We start from the raw sequence: 25018 nt of genomic DNA, 5'->3' as shown, positions 1-25018 counted from the left end.
CGGCAAGCAGGGAGCGGCGACGTTCTTGCTATCTCACTTGGTTCGTTGGTGGCGATACACAAGCCTCGCCACCAACGAACCAAGCATGGCAACAGCACCAAACGGGGGATCGACTATCGGTGCTGCGCCTAGGAGGAGGGTACAAGTGCCGAGGGGCGTCTCCGTGTGGAATTCGTCAATCTCAGTGGTCAAAACGGCAAATCTCCGTGTAAAAAACCCGAAATTAAGTGGACGGTGGCCGGCGTCTACGTGTTTGAACGCCAGCAGGACATGGCACAGGAGCACCTGCCCATCGCGGCCGGCCATCATTACTAGGGCCGCCCAAAGCAAAAGAGGAGGGCTGCCGGATCATCAAGATCCGGTAGCCCTCCTCGTGCGTTCTGCCTCGGCGGCTACGCTTCGGCGTCCTGGTAGATGCCCGCCATCCAGGACTCGACGTCGTCGGCCTTGCGGGGGAGGGCGGCGCTGAGGTTGACGGGACCGTCAGCCGTCATCAGGATGTCGTCCTCGATCCGGACGCCGATTCCGCGGTATTCCTCCGGAATGGCGAGGTCCTCGTTCTTGAAGTAGAGCCCGGGTTCGATGGTGAACACCATGCCCTCGGTGAGCACGCCGTCCAGGTAGAGATCACGCTTGGCCTGGGCACAGTCATGGACATCCAGACCAAGGTGGTGGCTGGTACCGTGCGGCATCCAGCGGCGGTGCTGCTGGCCCTCGGCACTAATGGCTTCTTCGACGGAGACCGGCAGCAGGCCCCACTCGGCAAGGCGCTCGGCGAGCACCGTGGTGGCGGCCGTGTGGATGTCACGGAACTTCACGCCGGGCTGTGCTGCGGCGAATCCGGCGTCGGCGGCGTCAAGGACGGCTTCGTAGACCTTGCGCTGGACGTCCGAGAACTTTCCGTTGGCCGGAATGGTACGCGTGACGTCGGCTGTGTAGAGCGAGTCTGCCTCCACGCCGGCGTCCAGCAGCAGGAGTTCCCCGGCGTTGACCTTGCCCGTGTTCCGGGTCCAGTGCAGCACCGTGGCGTTGTTTCCGGCGGCCGCGATGGTGTCATAGCCGAGCTCGTTCCCTTCCTCACGGGCACGCGCGAAGAAAGCGCCTTCAATAACGCGTTCGCCGCGGTGGTGGGTCATGGCGCGGGGGAGGGCACGGACGACGTCGGCGAAACCCTCCACGGTCGCGGCCACGGCGATCTTCATCTGCTCGATTTCCCAGGCGTCCTTGAGCAAGCGCAACTCGGAGAGCGCCTCGCTGAGCAGTTCGTCGAGGGCATCGAGTTCGCCGAGGTCCAGGTTCTCCGGATCCTTGGCTGTGTTGTAGCGGGCGGTGTCCACGAGGGCATCGATGTTCTCGTCGACTTTGCGGACCAGGCGGATGGAGATGCCACCGATTTCCGGGGCGCCTACGTTCTTGGTGATGGCCATCTCGAGTTCGTCGAGATGTGCCGTCCTGAGTCCGAGGCGCGCTTCGAATTCTTCGAGCGTTGGGCGCGCGCCGATCCAGAACTCACCGGAACGCGAGTCGGCGTAGAACTGTTCCGTGTCCCGGCCGGCCAGCGGGCGGAAGTAGAGCGTCGCGAGGTGGTTGCCGCCGTCGTCGCCGGTTCCCTCCTCGACAGGTTCCAGGACCAGCACGGCGTCGGGCTCGTGGTCCAGGCCCAAGCCCGTGAGGTGGGCAAAACCGGAGTGTGGGCGGAAGCGGTAGTCGCAATCGTTCGAGCGGACCTTGAGCGGGCCGGCCGGTACGACGAGTCGTAGGCCCGCGAACTTGTCGGAGATGGCCCGACGTCGGGTGGCGGCGTGGTCTGCGACGGCGTCACGTGCAGGGGTTACCTGCGGCGAGGGCGCCCAATTGCTGGCCATGAACGCCTTGAAGGCATCGGATGTGGGCCGCTGGGAGCGGTTGTTGACGCGCTCCTCCAGTGGCTGGGAGGCTGTGGTATCACCGTTTTGGGTGTTTTCTGCATCGTTCACCGTCCCATCGTCCCATCAAGGCCGACACTAGGCCAACGCCGCAACGGTCCAAGCCGCCCCTAATCAAATACGCTTGGAAAGTGAAGATCGACCTGCACGCGCACTCCAATGTTTCCGACGGGACCGAGGCTCCCGCGGGAGTGATCGCTTCCGCGTCTGCTGCGGGTCTGGATGTGGTGGCCCTGACCGACCACGACTCCACCGACGGATGGGAGCAGGCCTCCGTCGCGGCCCTCGAATTCGGGGTGGCTTTCGTTCCGGGGATTGAGATCTCGTGCCGCACCCGGGAAGGGATCAGCGTCCACCTGCTGAGCTACCTCCATGATCCCGCACATCCAGGCCTGCTCGAGGAAATCACCAAGGCGAAGGACGCGAGGCTCACCCGCGCCAAGCGCATGGTCACGCTTTTGGCGGAGGATTACCCCTTGAGCTGGGACGATGTCATTCATCATGTGGCTCCGGGTGCCACAGTGGGCCGGCCCCACATCGCCGACGCCCTCGTGGCCGCCGGTGCCGTTGCGAGCCGCTCCGAAGCGTTCACCGCGATCCTGACTTCGCACTCGCGCTACTTCGTGCAGCACTACGCACCCGACCCGGCGCTCGCCGTCGAGCTCGTCCGCGCGGCGGGCGGTGTCCCTGTTTTCGCGCATCCAGTGGCTTCGGCCCGCGGCCGGGTAGTCGGGGAACGGACTTACCGGGAAATGATCGACGCCGGCCTCCTGGGGCTGGAAGTGGAACACCGCGACAATCCCGAGGAAGGCCGCGTGTTCCTGCGCCGCCTGGCCGCCGAACACGGCTTGTTCATGACCGGTTCGTCCGACTACCACGGAACCGGCAAGCCCAATCTGCTCGGGGAGAACCTGACGTCCCCCGAGGTCCTGGCCCGCATCGAGGAACTGGGCACGGGAAGTTTTGTGGTCCGCTAGGTGGGATAGAAGGTGGCCTTGCCGTCCAGGCGCTTCCGCATCACTTCGATTGCCGGGGCGTTCTGGTCCACGCACACAAACTTGCGCTCGAGTTTCGCCGCGACTGAACCGAGGGTGCCCGAGCCGGCGAAGAAATCGAGGCACCAGTCTCCTGGCCGGCTCGATGCCGTGACGATCCGCCGGACCAGTCCTTCGGGCTTTTGCGTCGGGTAGCCGGTCTTTTCCTTGCCGGTCGGGGAAACGATGGTGTGCCACCAAACATCCGTGGGAAGCTTCCCCAGTTCGCGTTTGGCGGGCGTCACGAGGCCAGGTGCCATGTACGGCTCACGGTCAACCTCGGCGTTGTCGAAGTGGTACTTCGAGGGGTTCTTGACGTACACGAGGATATTGTCGTGCTTGGTGGGCCAGCGGTTCTTGGCGCGTGCGCCATAGTCGTAGGCCCAGATGATCTCGTTCAGGAAACACTCCCTGCCGAAGATCGCGTCCAGCATGACCTTGGCGTAGTGCACCTCGCGGTAGTCGAGATGCAAGTACAAAGTGCCGTCGTCCGCGAGCAGGCGCCAGGCCTCCACGAGCCGGGGTTCCAGGAAGGACCAGTAGTCGCTGAACGCGTCGTCGTAGCGGTGCAGGGCGCCCTTGATGGTGTCATACGAGCGCCCCTTGAAGCCGACGCGGTCGCCGTCGCCATCGGCGTTGCGGACCATGCGCGTTTCCTGGCGGCTCTGGACCCGGCCCGTATTGAAGGGCGGGTCCACGTAAATCAGTGTGAAGGCGCCGTCCGGCAGCGTCGGGAGGAAATCCGCGTTGTCCGCGTGAACCACCAAATTGCTGCCGTCCGGCGCCCAAACAAGGTCAGTCATTGAGGCCGTTAAGCCTCGGTGCTCTCGCCGGATGCACCGGAAGCGGATACCACTTCGCCGTTGCGGCGGCGGGTGCGGGAACGACGTGCGCGGGCAGGCTTGTCAGCGCCCTCGCCGGACTGCGGCTCGGCAGACTGGGCCGTTGCCTCAGCGGGGGCTGCCTCACCTTCGGACGTACGACGGCGGCGGGTTCGGTTGCGTCCGCCCTCACCGTCGCCTTCCCGGGACGGAGCGTCGCCGGACTTGGGACCGCGGCGGGCACCTTCACGGCCACCGTCACGGCCGGAGCGTCCACGCGCGGAATCGCCGCTGGAACGGGAGTTCTTCTTGCCGGTCTCGCCCAGGTCTTCAAGGACCTCGGCGTCGACGCCCGCAAGGGTGCGCTGGTTGCGGGGCAGGCGGCCCTTGGTGCCTTCCGGAATATCCAGGTCCGAGAACAGGTGCGGGGACGAAGAGTACGTCTCCACGGGCTCGGGAGAGCTCAACCCGAGGGCCTTGTTGATGAGGGCCCAGCGGGGGACGTCGTCCCAGTCGACGAACGTGACCGCGGTGCCCTTGTTGCCGGCACGGCCGGTGCGGCCAACGCGGTGCAAGTAGATCTTTTCGTCTTCGACACACTGGTAGTTGATGACGTGCGTGACGTCGTCCACGTCGATGCCCCGGGCGGCGACATCCGTGGCCACCAGGACGTCGACCTTGTTGTTGCGGAAGGCGCGCAGGGCCTGCTCGCGGGCGCCCTGGCCGAGGTCGCCGTGGATAGCCGCGGCAGCGAAGCCGCGATCCACGAGTTCCTCGGCAACCTTGGCTGCGGTGCGCTTGGTCTTGGTGAAGATGATGGTCCGGCCACGGCCGCGTGACTGCAGAATGCGGGCCACGACCTCGATCTTGTCCATGCTGTGGGCACGGTAGATCAGCTGGCGGATGTCTCGCTTGGTCAGGCCTTCGTCGTTCGGGTCGGCGGCACGGATGTGCGTGGGCTGCGTCATGTAGCGGCGGGCCATGGCAATGACCGGGCCGGGCATGGTTGCCGAGAAGAGAAGAGTCTGGCGGACGGCGGGAGTGCCGGCAATCAGCGTCTCCACGTCCGGAAGGAAGCCGAGGTCAAGCATCTCGTCTGCTTCGTCGAGAATCACCATGCGAACGTTCTTGAGGTTCAGGTGCTTCTGCTTGTAGAGGTCGATCAATCGGCCGGGCGTGCCGACAACAACCTCGACGCCCTTCTGCAGGGCTTCGATCTGGGGCTCGTAAGCGCGGCCGCCGTAGATGGTAGCGATGCGGGCGTTGCGCTTCCGCGATGCTGTCTGGAGGTCGTTGGCCACCTGAACGGCGAGTTCACGGGTAGGAACAATCACGAGGGCCTGGGGTGCGCCCGGGACAGCGAGCTTTTCATGGCCGGCGTCGCCGGGTCCGACGACGCGCTGCAGCGCCGGAATGCCGAAGCCGAGGGTCTTTCCGGTGCCGGTCTTGGCCTGGCCGATGATGTCGTGACCGCCCAAGGCCACCGGGAGGGTCATGGCCTGGATGGGGAAGGGGTGGGTGATTCCGGCATCGGCGAGGGATTCAACGATGTCGGCGCGGACGTTGTAGTCGGCGAAGGACTTTTCTGCGATCTCGTGCGGTGTTTCGTCCGAGGAAATGGTTTCCTCGGGTTCGATCGTTTCGGTTCCGTCTGTCAGAACTTCATGGGTGTGCAATTCACTCACAGTGGAGTTTTCCTTATTCATTTTGGGCTGCGCTGCGTGCTCAACGGTTGTGGCCGGGCCGTTCCGGAGCACGAATGGGCGCAAGCAAATCCAGTGGAAGCCGATCGCGGGCTATCTAAATACTGGCACTGGGGACCAGCTGGTGTATCTCAAGATCGCGTAGGGGCGGGCTTGTTGATGTCAAAAAAAATTAACTGAATCAACGACCGGGCATCCATTACTACTCACACAGTCTAGCGTCTGGGGGCAATAAACCCCTGATCGCGGTTCCAGGCCTGCGAACTGAGTGCGCTACGGGAGCAGTTCGAAGGTGATTTCGCGGGTGGCGATGTCCGCGTCAAGCAGTTTCACACGGACCTTCGTACCGGACTCCATTTCGCCGTCGCAACGAGCGGTGACCGCGGGTTCGGCGATCTGGACGATGCCGTAGGGGCCGTGCGGGGCTCCGTTCCCATTGCCGTTTCCATTGTTGCCGTTGGTGCTGTTCCCGTTGCCGTTTCCGTTGTTCTTGGCGGGTTTCGATCCGGAGATCACGACGGCGTCGAATTCCTGTCCGATGTGGTTCACCAGGAGTGCTGCCTCCACGGTGTCCAGGGCCAGGCGCTCCATTTTGGCGGCAAGCTGGTCGGATGACGCCATGATCTCGGGCAGGCTCGGCAAAGCGTCCCTGGCCCATGCAGGGATCTCTGTTCCATTACTCAGTGCTTCGCAGATGACCAGGACAAAACGATCGACCAGCCTGCGCAATGGCGCCGTGGTGTGGGCGTACGGTGCGCCGATGGCTGACTGCATGACGCTTCCCGGTACTTCGCCGTCGAAAGGCGTGTAGCCGGCGCCGCGGAAAAGCAGCCCCGCGGAGTGGAGGATGGCCAGTTGCCGGGGGTCCTTGGCGTCGAGGGTCCGCAGGTACTCGCCATAGCTGGTCCCCTCGGTCCAGGGCTTGCCGAGTGCCCCCGTTTGCCGTTTGAAATGGAGCAGCGAGCGTTCATCGGGCGCCGGCATGGTGCGCAGGATTCCCACTTTGCCGTCGAGCATCAGTTGCGCGGCGGCCATCCCGGTCATGAGGGAAATCTGGGCGTTCCAGTCCTCCACCGGCAGCGAGGGAGCTGCGACGATCCTGTACCCCTCGCCGTCGGGCAATTGGACGATTTCCTGTTCAGGCATGTTCAGGCTTGCTCCGCCGCGGCGGCGTTCGAGTTCCACCCGCTTGAGCCCGACGTCCTTGAGGAGTTGGAGGACCGGATCGGCCGTTCCGGAATCGATCTCCGCCTGGACACCCTTGTAGTTGAGCTTCGCGCGGCTGCGAACGCTTGCCCGGCGGACGGAGACGGTGCGGAACTCCGCCTCGGCATCGAGTTCGAAGTCCCATACAAATGCGCCGCACGTTTGGCCGGCCAACAGGCTTCCGGCATGCTCGCTGATGATCTCGGGGTGCAGCGGTATGCGGCCATCCGGGGCGTAGTATGTTTGCCCCCGGTGGCGGGTCTCGGCGTCGAGCGCTCCTCCGGGCGGCACAAAGGATGGCACATCGGAGATGGCGTAGAGAACCCTGTAACCATCGCCGGAACGGTCAATGAAGAGGGCCTGGTCCAGATCGGTGGAAGAGGCCGGGTCGATCGTGATGAACGGAACGTCCGTGAGGTCCTGCACCGGCAGGGTGTGTCCGGAAACCGCGGCTTCGGCGTCACGCAGCGCTTCAACGGGATAGCCGGCGGGCAGCTCGAGTTCAGTCCGAAGCGCCGCCAGTGCTTCCGCGAGCCGGTTCGACGTTTCACTGACATTCGGGGCTATCCGCTGATGTGACACGAAAGTCAGGGTAACTCCAAAATCTTTCGGCGTCTCGCTAGGCCGCCGCTGCGTCAAGGGCGGCCAGGAGTGCCTGGGCCGCCGCCGTCGGATCCTGTGCTTCGGTGATGGCTCGCACCACCACGATGCGGCTGGCGCCAGCCCGCACTACCTCTTCCACGTTGCTGAGATCGATGCCGCCGATCGCAAACCAAGGGAGCACAACACCGCCGACGGTCTCCTCGTCTGCCTGCTTCACCGCGTTGGCGGCGTACTTCACCAGATCGAGCCCGACGGCGGAGCGTCCGGGCTTGGTGGGGGTGGCCCATACCGGCCCGACGCAGAAGTAGTCCAGGCCGCTGCGGCCGGGTGATGCGGCGATGGCTGCGTCAATCTGTTCCGGCGTGTGCGTGGAGAGCCCGATGATGGCGGGGTCGTGGAGCAGCTTCCGGGCCGCCCGCAGTGGAATGTCCTTTTGGCCGATATGGAACACCGGTGCGCCGGAGAGGGAAGCTACGTCCGCGCGGTCGTTGACGGCCCAGAGACGGCCGTGGCGGTGCGCCACGGATTGCAGGATCTCCAGGAGCTCCAGTTCCTCTGCCGCTTCGATGGTCTTGTCGCGCAGCTGGATGATGTCCACGCCGCCCTCGAATGCGGCGTCGACAAACTGCTCAAAATCACCCTGTTGCTTGCGGGCGTCGGTGCAGAGGTAGAGGCGGGCGGTGGTGTGGACATCGTGCTGGGTCATGGAAACAGAGTAGTTCCTCTAAACTGGGCTGGTACCGCGGGAGCCGCGGCGGCAGTCACAATCGCCGCGCGGCTGAGAGGGCTTCAGCGCCGACCGCTTGACCTGATCCGGCTAGTACCGGCGTAGGGAAGGACTCCATGGACGAAGTAAACACCCGGCACGAACCCCTGCGCGCGTCCCTGCACGCGGATGCGGTGGTGATCGGAGGCGGTGTCATCGGCCTTGGCATCGCGTCGGAAGCCCGAAGGTCCGGCCGCTCGGTTGCCCTGATCGATCCCGCACCGGCCAGCGGAGCCACCTTCGCGGCGGCGGGCATGTTGGCGCCCGTCAGTGAACTGCACTACCAGGAAGAGGACCTCCTGGAACTCATGCTCGAATCGTCGGCATTGTGGCCGGACTTCGAACACAATGTGACTGGCTCAAGTGCCGGACGCAGCACGGGTTACCGTACGACGCCGACCCTCGCCGTCGGCGCGGACGCTGCGGACCGCCGGGCGCTCGCCGACCTCCGGGACGTGCAACTGGCCAACGGCCTGCTGGTGGAATCCGTGCCGTTGCGCGAGGCCCGGGAGCGTGAGCCGCTGTTGAGCCCGCAGATTTCCTGTGCCTTCGACATCCCGGGCGACCACCAAGTGGATCCGCGCCGGCTTTCGGCCGCGATCCTAGGCGCACTGGCAGACCACCAGCCGGGCAATTCCAGCTGGATTGCGGGGGCCGAGGGCGGTTTTGCGGTCCACGACACGGCGGCGGGCCTCTTGTGGGAGGACGGACGCGTCGTCGGGGCCGTGCTTGGCTCAGGCGTCAAAGTGCTCGCCGCGGAAACCGTGGTTGCCAACGGCCTGGGCGCCGCCCGCTTGAAGGGCCTGCCGGATGGATTGTCGCTCCCGTTGCGTCCCGTGTACGGCGACATACTGCGGCTGCGCGTCCCGGACCAGCTGCAACCTCTGGTCACCGCCACAGTGCGGGGAATCGTGCGCGGAGTGCCCGTCTACATCGTTCCCCGCGAGGACGGGACAGTGGTGATCGGCGCAACGCAACGTGAAGACGGATTGTCGGCGTCCGGGGGAACGGCCAACCCGGTGTCGGCGGGCGGTGTGTACCAGTTGCTCCGCGATGCCCAGGTACTGGTCCCGGCCGTGGCTGAACTGGAGCTCCTGGAAGCAACTGCCCGCGCCCGTCCGGGCACTCCGGACAATGCACCGCTGCTGGGCCGTGTAAGGGTAAAAAGTGCCGAAAGGGTGGAAGGAAGCGAAGGGACCGTGCCCGGACTCATCGTGGCGAGCGGATTCTTCCGCCACGGCGTCCTGCTCACTCCGGCGGCGGCGAAAATCTGCGTCGGGCTGATGGACGGCACCGCCGATCCCCGGTGGAGCAAATTCCGCCCGGACCGCTTCTCCCGCCCCCTTTCAGCAGCAAGGGCCTCCACAAACGGCCCATCGGCCGATACCTCGAATCCCCTTCCGAAGGACCACGCATGAACATCAAATTGAACGGCGCAGACCACACGCTGAGCGACGACGCGTCCGTCACCACCCTCGTCAGCCACATCACCGGTCGGGTTGTGGACTCGAGCGGCCAGGCGGCCGACGGACGCAAGATCGGCGTCGCCGTCGCACGCAATTCCGAAGTGGTGCCGCGCAGCCAGTGGGCGGCAACCGCGCTCGCAGAGGGCGACGAACTCGAAATCGTTACCGCAGTACAGGGAGGCTGAACCATGACCACGGCAAGCACTGAAGCAGCAAGCACCCGGACCGACGCCCTGGTGATCGACGGTGTTGAGTTCGGCTCGCGCCTCATCATGGGGACCGGCGGAGCCCCGAGCCTGGACGGACTGGGGGCAGCCTTGCTGGCCTCCGGCACCGAACTCACCACCGTTGCCATGCGGAGGTACTCACCGACGGAAACAGGTTCGCTGTTCCAGTTGCTCGTGGACCACGGCATCCGTGTCCTGCCCAACACGGCCGGCTGTTTTACCGCCAAGGATGCTGTCATGACAGCCGAGCTTGCCCGGGAGGCCTTGGAAACGGATTGGGTGAAGCTTGAGGTCATCGCGGACGAGCACACGCTCCTGCCGGACGCCGTGGAGTTGGTGGACGCAACCGAGAAACTCGTCGACCGCGGATTCAAGGTCTTCGCATACACGAACGACGACCCCGTGCTGGCACTTCGCCTCGAAAACCTCGGAGCCACTGCCGTGATGCCCTTGGGCGCGCCCATCGGCACCGGCTTGGGCATCCTGAATCCCCACAACATCGAGCTGATTGTGTCCCGCGCTTCTGTGCCGGTAGTGCTCGACGCCGGCATCGGCACCGCGTCCGACGCAGCGCTGGCCATGGAGCTCGGCTGCGACGCCGTGCTGCTGGCCACCGCGGTCACCCGTGCGCAGAACCCGGTGCAGATGGGCGAGGCCTTCAAACACGCAGTCATCGCCGGTAGGCTGGCGAAGCAGGCGGGCCGCATCCCGCGCCGGGAACACGCCCTGGCCTCCTCGGCGATGGAAGGCCGGGCCGAGTTCCTCTAGCGGCCCACGCTGGCCTCTCCGGGGATTCCTGCGAATTTCCCCGTCAGCGAAGGAGTCACCATGGCCGGCAAGGATGACGTTCTTAGCAGGTCCGCGATCGACGACGCCTTGGCGGAGCTGCCGGACTGGCGGTACCGCCTTGGCGGCCTCGTCACCGTCTATAAATCCCCGACGTCGGCTGCCGCACTGGAGCTGGTTGCCGCCGTCGGGCGCATCGCCGAGCAGCAGAACCACCACCCGGACCTGGACTGGCGCTTCAACCGGGTGTTCGTCCGGTACACCTCCCACGACGCCGGGAGCGAGGTGACCCGGCGCGACGTCCGGGCGGCCACGAACGCCAGCCAGGTGGCCGCGGAAGCCGGGGCAGTGGCCGAACCCGGGCTCTACCGGACGGTTGAAGTCGGAATCGACACCCCGGATCCGGAAGAGATCTCGGAAGTCTGGAGGGTGGCGCTCGGCTACCGCAAAGGCCGCTTCGGAGACCTCGAAGACCCGTATGGGCGAGGGCCCAACGTGTGGTTCCAAACAACTGAAACACCCAACCCGAACCGGATCCACCTGGATGTGCACAGGAGCCAGGCTGAATCGGGACCCGCCATGGAGAAAACCGCGGCGACGGGTGCGTTAATGGACCGTGACCACGCACCCAAATGGGTGGTGGTCACGGATTCACAAGGAAACCGGCTGTGCCTCTGCACCGAAGCAGGTGACGGGCCGGATCTGTAGATTGAGCCGAAGCGGTAGAGCCGCGGCGCCAGCTAGGGTCTCGCCGCCAGCTAGAGCCTGAGGGCCGCGGTTAGCTGGGCGGTGTCGTGCCGGGCCCGGTGGCGGCCCAGGAAGTACGAGACCACCGCGGCCGCCACGGTACCCAAAATGACGGGCAGGACCCACGGGATCCACGTCACCCCGGGCTGGTAGCCAAAGCCAAGCTGGATGAAGATCATCCAACTCAGCATGGCGACGGCCAGGGAAACACCGGCGGGCAGGGCGATGCCATATGTGCCACGGTGTTTGTCATTTCCCCAGACGATGAAGCCTGAAGCGATGGTGGCTAGCGCCACGATGACAAGTGAAAGCATGCGGACTCCTGGCTCGCTGGTGTTCTGACGTATGAGCTAGAGCGCGCCGAAGCCGACCCGGCGTACTTCTTCGGCACCGATCTCCACGTATCCGAGGACGTTGCCGGGAACGATGACCTGACGGCCCTTTTCGTCGGTCAGACGCAGGTCCGTGCCATTGGCAATGGCGTCGCCCACGATCTTGGCAACAGCCTCGGCATCCAGAGCGGATTCCAGCACGATCTCACGGCCAACGTTCTGAATGCCGATCTTTACTTCCACAGCAGGGCCTCCCAGCCAATCAAGAATTTACTCAGTCCTCTATTTGTAGCCTAGGACTCTTTCGGGAAGCGACTGATTCCGCGCCAAGCTAAACGGTAGATCAAATCGCTGGCGACATCGAGGTCCAAATCGCCATCGGTCTCAAGCCAATACCGGGCACTGACCTGCGCCATTCCTGCTAAGCCCCGGCCCAGCAACTGGGCCTCCAGCGGAGGCAGCTTGGTGTCTTCGGCGATGACCTTGGCGACGGCGTCGGCGAAAGTGCGGTTGAAAGTTTCCAGCCGGGAGCTGACGTCCGGGTCATTGATGAGATCGGATTCGAAGACGAGCCGGTGGGCTTGGTCATCGCTCGCGATGAAACGGTAGTAGGCGCGCATGACGGCCTGGACGCGTTCCTTGTTGTCCGACGTCGAATTGAGTGCCGTCAGCATCTGGTCCGTGAGCATGGCCAGGTGGCTGTCGAGGAGGGCCATGTAGAGCTCCCGCTTGGACGGGAAGTGTTGGTACAGCACCGGCTTGCTGACATGGGCGGTCTCGGCGATTTCGTCCATCGCAGCACCATGGAAGCCGTTGGCAACGAAAACTTCCAAGGCGGCGTTCAAGAGCTGGGCCCGGCGCTCATCGCGTGGCAGCCTTGCCGAGCGTGGCGAACCGATCCGATCTTGCCTGACCTGTGCCTCCTGTTTGATACGTGCACTCTCAGCCACTTGTCTGCCGCCTTTCCTTTGCAGTTATGACCACAATACTGCGCAGTAATATGACCGGGCGGCAGCGGCAGGCATACTTTGGAGTATGGCCACTATTTTTGCTGCCCAAACGTTGCCGCCCTCTCCTTCTTCAACGCTGCCGCCACTCGTGGAACCGGCCGCGGGGCTGACCACCGAAGAGGTCGAACGGTACTCGCGCCACCTCATTATTCCCGAAATCGGAGCGGCCGGTCAGCGTCGGCTCAAGAATGCAAAAGTCCTCGTGATCGGGGCAGGCGGGCTGGGCTCTCCGGCGTTGCTGTACCTCGCCGCCGCGGGGGTGGGGACGCTCGGAATCGTGGACGACGACGACGTAGACCTCAGCAACCTGCAACGCCAGATCATCCACGGCGTCGGCGATGTGGGCCGGCCGAAGATCGAATCGGCACGTGACGCCATCAAGGAACTCAATCCGCTGGTCAACGTGCAACTGCACAACGTGCGCCTGGACTCCTCCAACGCTTTGGAGATTTTCTCCGGCTACGACCTCATCCTGGACGGCGCAGACAATTTCGCCACCCGGTACCTGGTCAACGATGCTGCCGCGATTCTCGGCAAACCGTACGTCTGGGGATCCATTTTCCGCTTCGACGGCCAGGTCAGCGTGTTCTGGGAGAAGCACGGACCCAGCTACCGGGATCTGTATCCCGAGGCCCCTCCGGCCGGTTCGGTCCCGTCCTGCGGCGAAGGCGGCGTGTTCGGCATGCTGTGCGCCGCTGTCGGCTCGCTCATGGTGACGGAGGCAGTCAAGCTGATCACCGGCGTCGGGCGCTCCATGCTGGGACGCGTGGCGCTCTTTGACGCGCTCGGCGGCAGCTGGCGCGAAATCAAGGTTTCGAAAGACCCGGAGGCCGAGCCGATCACCGAATTGACCGACTACGAAGCCTTCTGTGGCATCACCCCGGCGCCCGCGGGCGACTCGGTTCCGACTGTGACCGCCACCGAACTTTCGGGAATGCTCGAGGCCCGCGCTGCGGGGGAGCGCGACTTCGAACTGGTGGATGTCCGCGAGATCGGTGAACACGAGATCGTGAGCATCGACGGTTCAGTGCTCATCCCGCAGGGACGCATCCTGGCGGGAGAGGCATGGACGGAACTGCCGCAGGACAAAGAGATCGTGTTCCACTGCAAGGGCGGCACCCGTTCCGCCGCGGTGCTCGCGGCCGCACAGCGCGCCGGCTACACGCGCGTGAGCCACCTCGACGGCGGGATCCTGGCGTGGGTGCACGACGTCGAGCCGGGCAAACCGGTTTACTGAACCCACAATGCTGGTGAGCGCGAAGGTCCCGACATGATTGAGGAATCCATGAACACACCGCAATACCCCATCGGATCGGGTTTCGGCCACGGATCGACGGCGTCGGACGTTTTGGCGGGAGTGGACCTCCACGGCAAGACGGCAATTGTCACGGGCGGGTATTCCGGGCTCGGACTGGAAACGGTGAAGGCCCTGTCCTCCGCTGGAGCCCGGGTCACAGTTCCCGCCCGGCGTCCCGAACACGCCACGGAAGTCCTCGCCGCGGCCGGCCTGGCACCGGAGCAAGTCACCGTGGAGGCCTTGGATTTGGCCGATCAGGGGGCAGTGAAGGATTTCGCAGTACGCTTCCTGGAATCGAACCCAACGCTGGACATCCTGATCAACAACGCGGCCATCATGGCCAGCCCGGAACAGCGCGTGGGTCCGGGCTGGGAATCCCAATTCGCCACCAACCACCTGGGCCACTTCACGCTCCTCAACACTTTGTGGCCCGCACTGGCAGCTTCCGGTTCTGCACGCGTCGTGTCCTTGTCCTCCACCGGGCACAAACTCTCGCCCATCCGTTTCGAGGACATCAATTTCGAGAACGGCTACGACAAGTGGAAGGCCTACGGCCAGGCAAAGACGGCCAACGCACTGTTCGCCGTCGAGCTGGACCGCGTGGGCAGTTCCTCCGGGGTGCGGGCCTTCGCGGTCCATCCCGGCGGCATCATGACCGAGCTCCAGCGCTATCTTCCCCGCGAAGAGATGGTCGCGGCGGGTTGGATGGACGACGCGGGCAATGTCCGGGAGGGTTTCAAGACTCCGGAGCAAGGAGCCGCCACGTCCACGTGGGCAGCCACGTCGCCGGCCCTGGCAGGCATGGGCGGGGTGTATTGCGAAGACTGCGACATCGCCAAGCCCACGGACCCGGCCTCGCCGCTCGCCCGATACCAGGGAGTGGATGCGCACGCAGTGGACCCGGAAGCCGCGACAAGGCTGTGGGCCGTGTCTGCGGAAATGACGGGTGTTAACGCGTTCGCGTAGAGCGGGATCGTGTGGGCTAGGCGCTTTCAGCCTGCTGGGGTGCCTTTTGGTGGTCCACGGGGCACTCGGCTGCGGATGACGCAGCCGGTTGCTCCACCTGGATGCCATACAAGGCCTCGAGGGCTGCCACGTAATCGTCTTGCTGGCCGTTGGCGGCGAGTTCGCGTGCGCGGACCGTGGGGATGTGGAGCAATTGCTTCACCATGCGGCGCAGCGCGAACTCGACCTCTTCGGCCGCAGCGGTGCAGCCGTGCCGGGCCCGGACTTTCTCCATTTCGGCGTCGAGCACGTTCATGGTGTGGCGGCGCAGTGCCACAATGGCCGAGTCGACGGACCGGGCTTCGCGCTCTTGCTCGAAGGCCTCTGCCGCGCCGGAAACAATGGTGCTCGCTTGCGCCAGCGACTCCGCTTGTTCCTGGGGCGCTGCGAGCCGCACGGATTCGAGCGTCAGGAGCTCGACGCCGTCGAGCTCGCCCACTGCGGGGTCGAAGTCGTGGGTGAGCGCGAGGTCGATCGCGATGAGTGTCTGGGTGGACAAAGCGCGGACCTTGGCAAGCTCGGCGGCCTCAACGCGGGTGTCCGATCCGCTGCAACCGATCATGACATCGGCGGCAGCGACGGCGGCAGGAAGGGTTTCGGCGTCGAGCGCGGTTCCGCCGCGGGTCGCCACGAAAGCCTCGGCCCGGCCGGAAGACGAGTAAACCGAGACGTCGGTGCAGCCGCGATCGCGAAGCAGCGACATAGTGGCCCCGGCGTAGGCCCCGGTCCCGAAGACAACGACCTTCTTGGTGCTCCAGTCGGCATTCTCGGAGAGGTCGGTGGCGAGGTCCAGGGCAACTGAGACGATGGACAGCCCCCGCGAACCGAGGGCGGTCTGGGCCCCGACGTCCTTGGCAGTCTTGGAAGCGGCTTGGAACAAGCGGACCAGCCCGGAACTCGCGGTTCCTTCGTGCTGGGCCGTGATGAGGGCGCGGCGCACTTGGCCGGCGATTTCGCGTTCGCCGACGACGGCGGAGTCCAGTCCGGCGCTGACGGCGAAGAGGTGCCTGCTGACCTCAGGGCCGGTGCGGGTGCTGAAGGCACGGGAGACGACTTGCTCGTTGAGTCCGCTCAATCCGCTGATCTGCGCGACGAGCGCCGAGCGGGCGGCTTCGAGGTTCTCGGCATGCGGGGTTTCGCCGTAGATTTCGTAGCGGTTGCAGGTGGCCAGGACCACGGCGCCTGAGACAAGTTGGGAATCGGCCAAAGCGGACGAGGCAACCTCGGATGAACCGTTGCTCAACTGAGCGACGGTCTCAAGATCGATGTCGGCGTGTGTAGCCACCAATGAGAAAAGAACCACAGCAAAGCAATCATAGCTTTTTCGGTGCCATGTAGAACAACGCAGGCCAGTGGTTCTCCGCACTGCCCGGAGTGACGCCTGTCACCCGAGGTGGTGCGGGACAGGCTGTCGTTATCTTTTGATCCCGATCTTCGGCACAATCGAAGGCATGACTTCCAGTTCCGCACTGCCTCACTCTGTGCCGGCCAACGGCGTTTCCGGCACCGCCGCCTCGAGCCTTGATGCAAGCCACCCGCTCATGGACGGCCGCACCGCAGACTCCCCCCTGATCCAGGCGTACCGCGGAGGCAAGCCGTCCCGCCGTCCAGTGTGGTTCATGCGACAGGCCGGCCGATCGTTGCCGGAATACCTCAAAGTCCGTGAAGGCGTCGCGATGCTGGACTCCTGCCTGCGTCCCGAGCTCGCCTCCGAGATCACTTTGCAGCCGGTCCGTCGCCACGACGTCGACGCAGCCATCTTCTTCTCCGACATCGTCATTCCCCTCAAGCTGGCGGGTGTCGGCGTGGACATCGTCCCAGGCGTCGGGCCCGTCCTGGACAAGCCTGTCCGCACCGCCGCCGACGTAGCAGCCCTGCCGCAGCTGACGTGGGAAGCCCTCGAGCCGATCCGTGAGGCCGTGCGCCTGACGGTGGCAGAGCTTGGCACCACGCCCTTGATCGGCTTCGCCGGCGCTCCGTTCACGCTCGCCGCGTACATGGTGGAAGGCAAGCCTTCCCGCGACCACCTCGGTCCGCGCACCATGATGCACGCCGATCCGGAAACCTGGACCGCCCTGGCGAACTGGGCAGCCGACGCCTCCGGCATGTTCCTGCGCGCGCAACTGGAAGCAGGCGCCTCGGCAGGACAACTGTTCGACTCCTGGGCCGGTTCCCTTGGCTTGGCCGACTACGCCAAGTACGTTGCACCCGCCTCGACCCGCGCCCTTGACCACGTCCGCCACCTCGGCGCGCCGCTGGTCCATTTCGGTACGGGAACGTCCGAGTTGCTCGTCGCGATGCGCGACGTCGGTGTGGACGTCGTCGGCGTGGACTACCGACTGCCTCTTGACGAAGCAAACCGGCGGCTCGGCGGCACCGTGCCCTTGCAAGGCAACATCGACCCCGCGCTGCTCTCCGCGCCTTGGGAGGTCCTGGAAGCCCATGTCCGCGAGGTGATCGCAGCCGGATCCGCGGCCCCGGGCCACGTCCTGAACCTCGGCCATGGCGTGCCCCCGGAGACAGACCCCGCGGTCCTGACCCGGGTAGTGGAACTCATCCACTCGATCCCGGCAGGATAGCGAGCATGAGCCGCGGGCACGCACGGTCCGAACAAACACGGCCCGAACACGCATTTCCCGGAGATTCAGCAGCTGGCCCGGCCGCCGTCGTCCTGGGCGGCGGCATTTCCGGCCTGCTCGCAGCCCGGGGACTGGCCAAGGCCGGATTCACTGTCACCGTACTCGAAGCGAGCGACGCGTGGGGCGGCTGCGTGGGAAGCCACACTGTTGGCGGCCTTGGGCTGGACAGCGGAGCAGAGTCCTTCGCGACGCGTTCCACCGCCGTGGCCGATCTCGCCCGCGATCTCGGGCTCGGCGGCAACATCGTGGCGCCCCACCCTGGAGGTGCCTGGGTGCAGTTGCCGGACGGTCCGCAGGAACTGCCCAAGACCGGAGTGCTCGGAATCCCCGCGAATCCCTGGGACCCGGAGGTCCGGCGTTCCCTGGGCTTCGCCGGTTCCTTGCGGGCCTCGCTTGACCGCTACCTGCCCGTATCGGTGGGTACTTCCGCCGAGGTCACCAGCGTCTCTTCCTTGGTCCGGGCGCGGATGGGCAAGCGGGTGCTCGAACGGCTTGTGGCACCCGTCGTCGGGGGAGTGCACTCCGCTGATCCCGGATTGCTCGACGTCGACATGGTGGCCCCCGGCCTACGTGCGGCATTGCGTCAGCACGGCTCGTTGGCCGCGGCGGTGGCCAGCCAGCGCAAGGCCGGTTCAGGACAAACTGCTTCAGGGCAAAACGGGACCGAACCGGCGAAGGCCGGATCCGCCGTCGGCGGCTTGAAAGGCGGAATGAACACCCTGGTCTCCGCCCTCGTTGCGGAACTGCGTTCGCAGGGCGTCGCCCTCGTTTCCGGCGCCCTGGTGGATTCGATCACCCGCATTGAAAGCGGTTGGCAGGCTACCGCTGCGGGCACAACGTACGACGCCGGGCGGCTCGTGGTGGCGCTCGACGGTCAGGCCGCGGTCGGGCTGCTGGAGGGGGCACTTCCGGAATTGTCCGCGCTGCGTCCCTCCGCGGGCCCCTTGGTGAGCCTCGTGACGTTGGTGGTGGACGTGCCCGAGCTGGACCGCCGTCCCCGCGGCACAGGCATTCTCGTCGCTCCGCAAACCGCTGGTATCGAGGCGAAAGCGCTCACGCATGCCACGGCAAAGTGGGACTGGCTGGCAGAAGAAGCCGGCCCGGGAACGCACGTACTGCGCTTGTCCTATGGGCGGGGCGAAGGGGTGGATGCCCCTGAATCGGCGGCCGCGCTGGATGACGATGCCTTGTTTGAGGCTGCGCTTCGCGACGCCTCGACTTTGCTGACCGTGCCGATTGTCCGCGAAGACGTGCTCGATTGGGACGTCGTCCGGTGGGCGGGCGCCCTGCCGTTCGCCGCCGTCGGTCACAAACAGCGCGTGGCCGAGGTGCGCCGCATCTGCGCCGAAGCCGACGGCTTGTCCGTTGTGGGCGGCTGGCTCGCCGGAAACGGCCTGGCCGCGGTGGTTGCCGACACTTCTGCGCAAATCGACGCAACATTGTGAAATGCACCACTTCTACGCCTTGTAGAAGTGGTGCATTTCGACTTAGCGCCATACACGGGGCAGACTTGTACCATGAGCCACACTTCTGCCGAATCTGTCACTAAAACTGCCGAATCCGAAGAGCAGTTCTTTACGCTGTGGACCGTGTTCAAGCGGTCGGGCGATGTCCTGCGCAGCGCCGATGCTGTCCAGGATTTCGAGCAGCTGGCTGCCAAGCTCGCCGAGGACGGCGTGGTCCTCCGCGGGAGCTACGATGTCTCCGCAATGCGCTCCGACGCCGACATCATGGTGTGGCTCCACGGGGCCAAGCCCGAGGCCCTGCAGCAGGCCGTCCGCGACATCCGCCGCAGCGCGCTCTTTGCGGGCACTGAGATTGTCTGGTCCGCCATGGGCGTCCACCGCGAAGCCGAATTCGCCAAGAACCACGTTCCGGCCTACGCCCGGGGCGTCGAGCCCAGCACCTGGCTGTGCGTTTACCCGTTCGTCCGCTCCTACGAGTGGTACATCCTGCCGGCCGAAGAGCGTGGCAAGATGCTTCGCGATCACGGCATGCTCGGCCGCGACTTCCCCCAGGTCATCTCCAACACCGTGTCCTCCTTCGCTTTGGGCGACTGGGAGTGGATCCTCGGCCTGGAGGCGCCCGAGCTCGTTGACCTCGTGGACCTCATGCGCCATCTTCGGGCCACGGATGCCCGCAATCACGTCCGCGAGGAAATCCCGTTCTACACCGGCCGCCGCATCAGCGCCGCGGAGATCGCCGAGGTCCTCGCGTGAGCGGCCGCCACTCCACCGGCCCGGCCAGCCTCACCGAGGTCAATGACGTCACCGAGGCTGGACGCATGGCTCCCAAAGAGTACGACGCGGTCCTTCTCGCCTCTTTCGGCGGGCCCGAGGGCCAGGACGACGTCATTCCCTTCCTGCGCAATGTGACCCGTGGGCGCGGCATCCCTGATGAGCGTCTCGAAGAGGTGTCGCACCATTACCGCGCATTTGGTGGGATCAGCCCCATCAACCAGCAAAACAGGAACCTCAAGGCCGCCCTCGAAGCGGAGCTCGCATCGCGGGGCATCAGCCTGCCCGTGCTGTGGGGCAACCGCAACTGGGACCCCTACATCCCCCAAACGCTCCAGGAAGCCTACGACGCCGGCCACCGCAAGTTGCTGATGGTCACCACGAGCGCTTACTCCTGTTACTCCAGCTGCCGCCAGTACCGTGAGGACATCGGCATTGCGCTGACGGAAACCGGCCTTGACGGCAAACTTGAGGTGGACAAGGTCCGCCAGTATTTCGACCACCCTGGCTTCGTCGAACCCTTCGTGGAAGGAACGGCTGCAGGACTTGCGGAGGTCAAGGAGAAACTCGAAGCGGCAGGTCTCCAGGACGCTCCCGTGCACATCCTGTTCGCAACGCACTCCATTCCAACCCGCGACGCCGAGGCTGCCGGGCGTTCGGACGCCGAGCCCCGCGAGTTCGAGCAGGACTCGGCCTACGTGGCACAGCACTTGGCTGCCGGCGCAGAGGTGGTTCGCCGTGTTGAAGCCGAATCCGGGCTGACTGCGCCGTGGTCCTTGGTGTACCAGTCCCGTTCGGGTGCCCCGCATGTTCCGTGGCTTGAGCCGGACATCAACGATGCCATCGAGGAACTGGCCAGCCAGGGGATCAGGGGTGTTGTGATCGTCCCCCTCGGCTTCGTCTCCGACCACATGGAAGTGGCCTGGGACCTGGACACCGAGGCCTTGGAAACGTGCAAGAACCTCGGCGTCGCGGGGACCCGCGTCCCCACGCCCGGTACGCACCGCAAGTTCGTTGCCGGCCTGGTGGACCTTATTTGCGAGCGGACGGTAGCCAACAACGTCGCCGATCGCCCCGCCATGACCGGGCTGGGGCCGTGGTACGACATCTGCCGTCCGGGCTGCTGCGCCAACTTCCGCGGCGAGAAGCCCACGATTGCCGGGGCGGACACCACAGTCGGCACCGGACACGATGCCTACCCCGTAGAAGAAAGCGCGAAATGACGGTTCGGATCGGTACCCGCGCGAGCAAACTCGCGCTCACCCAGAGCCAGCAGGCCGCGGACCAGCTGGCCGCCGTCGGTGGCTTCCCCGTCGAACTGGTGCGCATCAAGACCGAAGGCGATGTCCGGACGGGCTCCCTGTCCCAGATGGGCGGCACCGGAGTATTCGTCGCCGCCCTTCGCGATGCGCTGTTGGAGAACGCGTGTGACGTCGCTGTGCACTCCCTGAAGGATCTCCCGACAGGTTCGGCACCGGGACTCACCATTGCCGCAACGCCCAAACGCGTCGACGTCCGGGACGCCCTCTGCGCCCGTGATGGGCTCAAGCTGGCGGACCTTCCGGCCGGCGCCAAGGTCGGCACCGGATCGCCGCGCCGCGCCGCCCAGCTGCGCGCCGCCCGCCCGGATCTCGACGTCGTGGACATCCGCGGCAACGTGGACACCCGGTTGGGCAGGGTTCCGGGGCTTGCCGGGAATGCAGAAGACGCACCCGGCGACCTCGACGCCGTCGTCCTCGCCGCCGCGGGACTGGAACGGATCAGCAGGCTAGATGTCGTGACTGAGTTCTTCGAGACCGACGTCATGCTTCCTGCTCCCGGGCAGGGCTCACTTGCGATCGAGTGCCGCACGGCCGACGCACCCGGGCAGTCCGGCTCGGGTGAAGGTTCCCAGGGCGCACTCGCCCAGGCCCTTGCCGCACTCAATGATGAAGACACCCGTCTGGCCGTCACCGCGGAGCGGGCCGTCCTGGCCCGTCTCGAAGCCGGCTGTGCCGCGCCCGTGGGCGCCTATGCTTACCGCAAGGGCAGCATGCTGTACCTGGAAGCCGTTGTCTGCGCCGTGGATGGGAGCAAGTCCGTGCGCGAGAAAAAGGCCACGGACGGGCTCACTAAGGTGGGCGCCACGTTGCTGGGCATCGAAGTCGCCGAGCTCCTGCTTGCCGCGGGTGCCGCGGACATCACAGATCTTGCAGCTTCCCGATAACCGGAGCCAACAGGAGACCATGGGACGGCACAGCGCGGTGAAGCCGGGGGAGACCCGGGTCCTTGAAGGCGCCCGGGTCCTTGTGACGCGCAGCCCGGATCGCGCCGCCCCGCTCGTCAGCGCACTGCGCGAGGCCGGAGCCGAGCCGCTCCTGTTGCCCTTGATCGACTTTGAGCGTGCACGCGACCAGCACTCCCTCGAAGTCGCCTTGGACGCCCTCCGCGCGGGAGCGTACGGCTGGCTGGTGGTCAGCAGCATCACCACGGTGCGCGCCCTGAAGGAAAAGGCAGCCGAGCGGCGCTTGGAACTGAAGGAGCTGATTCCGGATTTCGTCCGGATCGCGACGATTGGTCCGTCGAGCCGGCGAGTCCTCGAAGCGGAGGGCATTCCCGTGGACCTCGCGCCGGAGCTTGTCCAGTCTGCCGCTGGACTCGTCAGCGTCTGGCCGACAGGCCCGGCCAACGTACTGTTGCCCCAAGCGGACATCGCCGACGCCGTATTGGCGGCGGGGATTGAAGCCAAGGGAGCCGCGGTCCAGGCAGTGACGGCCTACCACACCGTTGACTACCCGGCCGACCCCGAGCGCCGGCTCGCGGCTGTCCTCGAGGCGGCGAACGGCTGGCAGCCCGGCGACGCATCCCGGGCGCCGGAACTCACTCCGGCAGCCGCCAAAGCCGAGCTCGCAAGCGGCCGGCTCCACGCCGTCGTCGCCGCCTCTCCCAGTGCGGCCCGCCGCATCCACGCCTCGCTGTCGCCGCTGCGGGATTGCCGCTTCATCGCGATCGGGCGCTCGACGGCCGCAGAGGCTGCCGCGCTCGGCATCCCGGTCGCGGCAACCGCCAAGGAACCCACACCCGCCGGCATCGTGGCCGCCCTACGCACCGTATTCGACACCGAAGGGAACGAAAGTTGAGCTTTCCAAACCACCGGCCCCGCCGGCTCCGCACCACCCCCGCCATGCGCCGGATGACCGCAGAACACCGGTTGGCGCCAGCGGACCTCATCCTGCCGGCCTTTATTCGCGAGGGACTCAGCGAACCAGCCCCGATCAGCTCCATGCCCGGCGTCGTGCAGCACACCACGGACTCGCTCAAGCGCGCCGCTGCCGAAGCCGTGGAATTGGGTGTCAGCGGAATCATGCTGTTCGGTGTTCCGGCAGTCCGCGATGCCCGCGGCACAGCCTCCCTGGATCCCGACGGCGTGTTGAACAAGGCCATCCGCGATGTCCGTGCAGAAGTCGGCGATGACCTGGTTGTCATGGGCGATGTGTGCCTCGACGAATTCACTGATCACGGCCACTGCGGTGTCCTGGACGCCAACGGCTACGTGGACAACGACGCCACCCTCGAAATCTACGCCCAAATGGCAGTAGCGCAGGCCGACGCCGGTGCCCACGTCCTGGGGCCGTCCGGGATGATGGATGGCCAGATCGCCGTGATTCGCCAGGCCCTTGAAGAGGCCGGACACCAGAACACCGCGCTCCTGGCGTACGCGGCGAAATACGCCTCCGCCTTCTACGGCCCCTTCCGCGAAGCTGTCGACTCGCAACTCAAGGGTGACCGCCGCACGTACCAAATGGATGCCGCCAACCGCCGGGAAGCCATCATCGAGGTGGAACTCGACCTCGAAGAGGGCGCAGACATGGTGATGGTCAAGCCGGCCATGAGCTACCTCGATATCCTCGCCGACGTCGCCGCCATGAGCCCGGTTCCCGTGGCGGCCTACCAAATCTCCGGTGAATACGCCATGATCGAAGCGGCTGCCGCGAACGGCTGGATCGATCGCCGCGGCGCCATCACAGAATCCGTGCTCGGCATCAAGCGGGCCGGCGCCGACATGGTGCTGACGTACTGGGCCTCCGAGCTTGCCGGCTGGCTTAAGGAGTCCTGATGACCGATACCGCTTCCACTCCCACAGCCCCTGTCGGAGCTACTGAGATCCTCCTGGGACTGAATACTTTCGGTGACGCCGGGGTGGACGCCGACGGCAATCCGAAACCGCACGCCCAGGTTTTGCGGGAGCTGCTGGGGGAAGCGGAACTGGCGGACGCCGTCGGGCTTCATGCCTTTGGGGTGGGGGAGCACCACCGGCGCGACTTCGCCGTCTCGGCGCCCGAAGTGTTCCTCGCGGCCGCCGCCGCCCGGACATCACAGATCAAGCTTGGCTCGGCCGTCACCGTGCTCAGCTCCGACGACCCCATCAGGGTCTTCCAGCGCTTCTCCACTGTTGACGCGCTCTCCAACGGTCGTGCGGAAGTGATGCTGGGCCGCGGCTCCTTCGTGGAGTCGTTCCCATTGTTCGGCCTGGACCTGGCGGACTACGAAGTCCTGTTCGAGGAGAAGCTGGAACTCTTCGACAAGGTCCGGGCGCAGAAGCCGGTGCATTGGGAAGGCCGCACCAGGCCGAACGTGAACGGAATGAGCGTCTTTCCACCGCTGGAACACCACTTGTTGCCAACATGGATCGGTGTGGGCGGCACCCCCGAGTCGGTACTGCGCTGCGCCCAATACGGCTATCCGATCATTTTCGCCATCATCGGCGGGGAACCGCGCCGCTTTGCCCCGCTCGTGGAGCTCTACCGCGAGGCAATGGGAAAATACGGGCACACCATGCAGCAGATTGCCACGCACTCTCCCGGCTACGTCGCCCCCACCGACGAGCAGGCCCGGGAGGAACTGTTTCCGCATTGGCTGGCCCAGCGCAACCGCATCGGCGCGGAACGCGGCTGGGGACCGGCGAGCAGGGGCGAATTCGACGCCATGTGCGGCCCGGAAGGAGCCCTCTACGTGGGCTCCCCGGAAACGGTCGCCCGGAAGATCGTCTTGCTGAAGCGGAACCTCGGCGTTGACCGTTTCGACCTCAAGTACAGCAACGGGACCTTGCCCCACGAATCGATGATGCGCTGCATCGAACTTTTCGGCACCGTGGTGGCCCCACTGGTGGCCGAGCAGCTTGCCAGCGCCTGAACCGTCTTTGCAGGCGCCTTGCTGTCGCCTGAACCGTCCCGA

25 protein-coding genes and 1 riboswitch are annotated in these 25018 nt (G+C 65.5%); of the genes, 16 read left to right on the top strand and 9 right to left on the bottom strand.

Going from position 1 to position 25018, the window contains the following annotated elements:
* Nucleotides 1–165: 165 nt before the first annotated feature.
* Complete coding sequence (locus QRN52_RS04695; protein ID WP_284751609.1) at nt 166–315, top strand: hypothetical protein; 150 nt, start codon at nt 166–168, stop codon at nt 313–315.
* A gap of 77 nt (nt 316–392) precedes the next feature.
* On the opposite strand, the gene QRN52_RS04690 is transcribed toward QRN52_RS04695, so the two are convergent.
* Entirely contained in the window at nt 393–1976 is a 1584-nt protein-coding gene (locus QRN52_RS04690) for an aminopeptidase P family protein (RefSeq protein ID WP_284751608.1), read from the bottom strand.
* 80 nt (nt 1977–2056) lie between these two features.
* Between QRN52_RS04690 and QRN52_RS04685 the strand changes: the two genes are divergently transcribed.
* The gene (locus QRN52_RS04685; protein WP_284751607.1) at nt 2057–2902 is read left to right on the top strand and encodes a PHP domain-containing protein; all 846 of its coding nucleotides are present in this window, start codon (nt 2057–2059) and stop codon (nt 2900–2902) included.
* Here the strand turns inward: QRN52_RS04685 and QRN52_RS04680 are convergent.
* The 4 genes from QRN52_RS04680 to thiE all read right to left on the bottom strand — a co-directional run bounded on the left by QRN52_RS04680 (nt 2899) and on the right by thiE (nt 7998).
* Nucleotides 2899–3762, bottom strand: a complete 864-nt coding sequence (locus QRN52_RS04680) for a DNA-methyltransferase (RefSeq protein ID WP_284751606.1) — start codon at nt 3760–3762, stop codon at nt 2899–2901. The genes QRN52_RS04685 and QRN52_RS04680 overlap by 4 nt on opposite strands.
* Before the next feature lie 8 nt (nt 3763–3770).
* On the bottom strand, nt 3771–5465 hold the full coding sequence (locus QRN52_RS04675; RefSeq protein WP_284751605.1) for a DEAD/DEAH box helicase: 1695 nt from the start codon (nt 5463–5465) through the stop codon (nt 3771–3773).
* Nucleotides 5466–5756: 291 nt separating this feature from the next.
* Complete coding sequence (locus tag QRN52_RS04670) at nt 5757–7271, bottom strand: RNB domain-containing ribonuclease (protein ID WP_284751604.1); 1515 nt, start codon at nt 7269–7271, stop codon at nt 5757–5759.
* Between the two features lie 37 nt (nt 7272–7308).
* On the bottom strand, nt 7309–7998 hold the full coding sequence (thiE, locus tag QRN52_RS04665; RefSeq protein ID WP_284751603.1) for a thiamine phosphate synthase: 690 nt from the start codon (nt 7996–7998) through the stop codon (nt 7309–7311).
* A gap of 26 nt (nt 7999–8024) precedes the next feature.
* A riboswitch (TPP riboswitch) is annotated at nt 8025–8144 on the top strand.
* Between thiE and thiO the strand changes: the two genes are divergently transcribed.
* The 4 genes from thiO (at nt 8136) to QRN52_RS04645 (ending at nt 11245) form a co-directional block, all read left to right on the top strand.
* Nucleotides 8136–9476 (top strand): glycine oxidase ThiO, encoded by a 1341-nt coding sequence (gene thiO / locus QRN52_RS04660; RefSeq protein ID WP_284751602.1) that lies wholly within the window; start codon nt 8136–8138, stop codon nt 9474–9476. It overlaps the preceding riboswitch by 9 nt.
* The gene (thiS, locus tag QRN52_RS04655) at nt 9473–9709 is read left to right on the top strand and encodes a sulfur carrier protein ThiS (protein ID WP_269992862.1); all 237 of its coding nucleotides are present in this window, start codon (nt 9473–9475) and stop codon (nt 9707–9709) included. Before thiO ends, thiS begins: the two co-directional genes overlap by 4 nt.
* A gap of 3 nt (nt 9710–9712) precedes the next feature.
* Nucleotides 9713–10519: a thiazole synthase gene (locus QRN52_RS04650; protein ID WP_284751601.1), complete on the top strand. Its 807-nt coding sequence runs from the start codon at nt 9713–9715 to the stop codon at nt 10517–10519.
* Nucleotides 10520–10579: 60 nt separating this feature from the next.
* Entirely contained in the window at nt 10580–11245 is a 666-nt protein-coding gene (locus QRN52_RS04645) for a 4a-hydroxytetrahydrobiopterin dehydratase (protein WP_284751600.1), read from the top strand.
* Nucleotides 11246–11295: 50 nt separating this feature from the next.
* On the opposite strand, the gene QRN52_RS04640 is transcribed toward QRN52_RS04645, so the two are convergent.
* From QRN52_RS04640 to QRN52_RS04630, 3 genes are read right to left on the bottom strand one after another with little or no spacing between them, the layout of a single operon-like run.
* A complete protein-coding gene (locus tag QRN52_RS04640; protein WP_284751599.1) occupies nt 11296–11598 on the bottom strand; it encodes a hypothetical protein in 303 nt (100 codons plus the stop codon).
* A 36-nt stretch (nt 11599–11634) separates the two neighbouring features.
* Nucleotides 11635–11859 (bottom strand): DUF3107 domain-containing protein, encoded by a 225-nt coding sequence (locus QRN52_RS04635; protein ID WP_268021085.1) that lies wholly within the window; start codon nt 11857–11859, stop codon nt 11635–11637.
* Between the two features lie 50 nt (nt 11860–11909).
* Nucleotides 11910–12548 carry a TetR/AcrR family transcriptional regulator gene (locus tag QRN52_RS04630; protein WP_284751706.1) on the bottom strand — a complete coding sequence of 213 codons (639 nt, stop codon included), beginning with the start codon at nt 12546–12548 and terminating at the stop codon, nt 11910–11912.
* Between the two features lie 103 nt (nt 12549–12651).
* Here QRN52_RS04630 and moeB point away from each other — a divergent pair, with 103 nt between their 5' ends.
* Together moeB and QRN52_RS04620 are read left to right on the top strand one after the other, a co-directional pair.
* Nucleotides 12652–13863 carry a molybdopterin-synthase adenylyltransferase MoeB gene (moeB, locus tag QRN52_RS04625; protein WP_284751598.1) on the top strand — a complete coding sequence of 404 codons (1212 nt, stop codon included), beginning with the start codon at nt 12652–12654 and terminating at the stop codon, nt 13861–13863.
* A 33-nt stretch (nt 13864–13896) separates the two neighbouring features.
* Nucleotides 13897–14889, top strand: coding sequence for an SDR family NAD(P)-dependent oxidoreductase (locus QRN52_RS04620; protein WP_284751597.1), 993 nt, complete (start codon nt 13897–13899; stop codon nt 14887–14889).
* Nucleotides 14890–14905: 16 nt separating this feature from the next.
* Here the strand turns inward: QRN52_RS04620 and QRN52_RS04615 are convergent, their stop codons facing one another.
* Nucleotides 14906–16231, bottom strand: a complete 1326-nt coding sequence (locus tag QRN52_RS04615; protein ID WP_284751596.1) for a glutamyl-tRNA reductase — start codon at nt 16229–16231, stop codon at nt 14906–14908.
* Nucleotides 16232–16379: 148 nt separating this feature from the next.
* Between QRN52_RS04615 and hemE the strand changes: the two genes are divergently transcribed.
* The 8 genes from hemE to QRN52_RS04575 all read left to right on the top strand — a co-directional run bounded on the left by hemE (nt 16380) and on the right by QRN52_RS04575 (nt 24976).
* Nucleotides 16380–17507, top strand: a complete 1128-nt coding sequence (hemE, locus tag QRN52_RS04610) for a uroporphyrinogen decarboxylase (RefSeq protein ID WP_284751595.1) — start codon at nt 16380–16382, stop codon at nt 17505–17507.
* 5 nt (nt 17508–17512) lie between these two features.
* The gene (gene hemG / locus QRN52_RS04605; RefSeq protein WP_284751594.1) at nt 17513–19012 is read left to right on the top strand and encodes a protoporphyrinogen oxidase; all 1500 of its coding nucleotides are present in this window, start codon (nt 17513–17515) and stop codon (nt 19010–19012) included.
* A gap of 72 nt (nt 19013–19084) precedes the next feature.
* A complete protein-coding gene (gene hemQ, locus QRN52_RS04600; RefSeq protein WP_284751593.1) occupies nt 19085–19786 on the top strand; it encodes a hydrogen peroxide-dependent heme synthase in 702 nt (233 codons plus the stop codon).
* Nucleotides 19787–19851: 65 nt separating this feature from the next.
* Nucleotides 19852–21027, top strand: coding sequence for a ferrochelatase (locus tag QRN52_RS04595; RefSeq protein WP_284751705.1), 1176 nt, complete (start codon nt 19852–19854; stop codon nt 21025–21027).
* Entirely contained in the window at nt 21024–22010 is a 987-nt protein-coding gene (gene hemC, locus QRN52_RS04590) for a hydroxymethylbilane synthase (protein WP_284751592.1), read from the top strand. The genes QRN52_RS04595 and hemC overlap by 4 nt, the downstream gene beginning before the upstream one ends.
* A 19-nt stretch (nt 22011–22029) precedes the next feature.
* The gene (locus QRN52_RS04585; protein ID WP_284751591.1) at nt 22030–22923 is read left to right on the top strand and encodes a uroporphyrinogen-III synthase; all 894 of its coding nucleotides are present in this window, start codon (nt 22030–22032) and stop codon (nt 22921–22923) included.
* Complete coding sequence (gene hemB, locus QRN52_RS04580; protein WP_284751590.1) at nt 22920–23900, top strand: porphobilinogen synthase; 981 nt, start codon at nt 22920–22922, stop codon at nt 23898–23900. Before QRN52_RS04585 ends, hemB begins: the two co-directional genes overlap by 4 nt.
* Nucleotides 23900–24976 (top strand): LLM class flavin-dependent oxidoreductase, encoded by a 1077-nt coding sequence (locus tag QRN52_RS04575; protein WP_284751589.1) that lies wholly within the window; start codon nt 23900–23902, stop codon nt 24974–24976. Before hemB ends, QRN52_RS04575 begins: the two co-directional genes overlap by 1 nt.
* Nucleotides 24977–25018 lie beyond the last annotated feature (42 nt).

It is taken from the genome of Arthrobacter sp. efr-133-R2A-120 (assembly GCF_030209835.1).
Lineage (GTDB): Bacteria > Actinomycetota > Actinomycetes > Actinomycetales > Micrococcaceae > Arthrobacter.
This window is presented reverse-complemented; position numbering and strand designations above follow the sequence as displayed.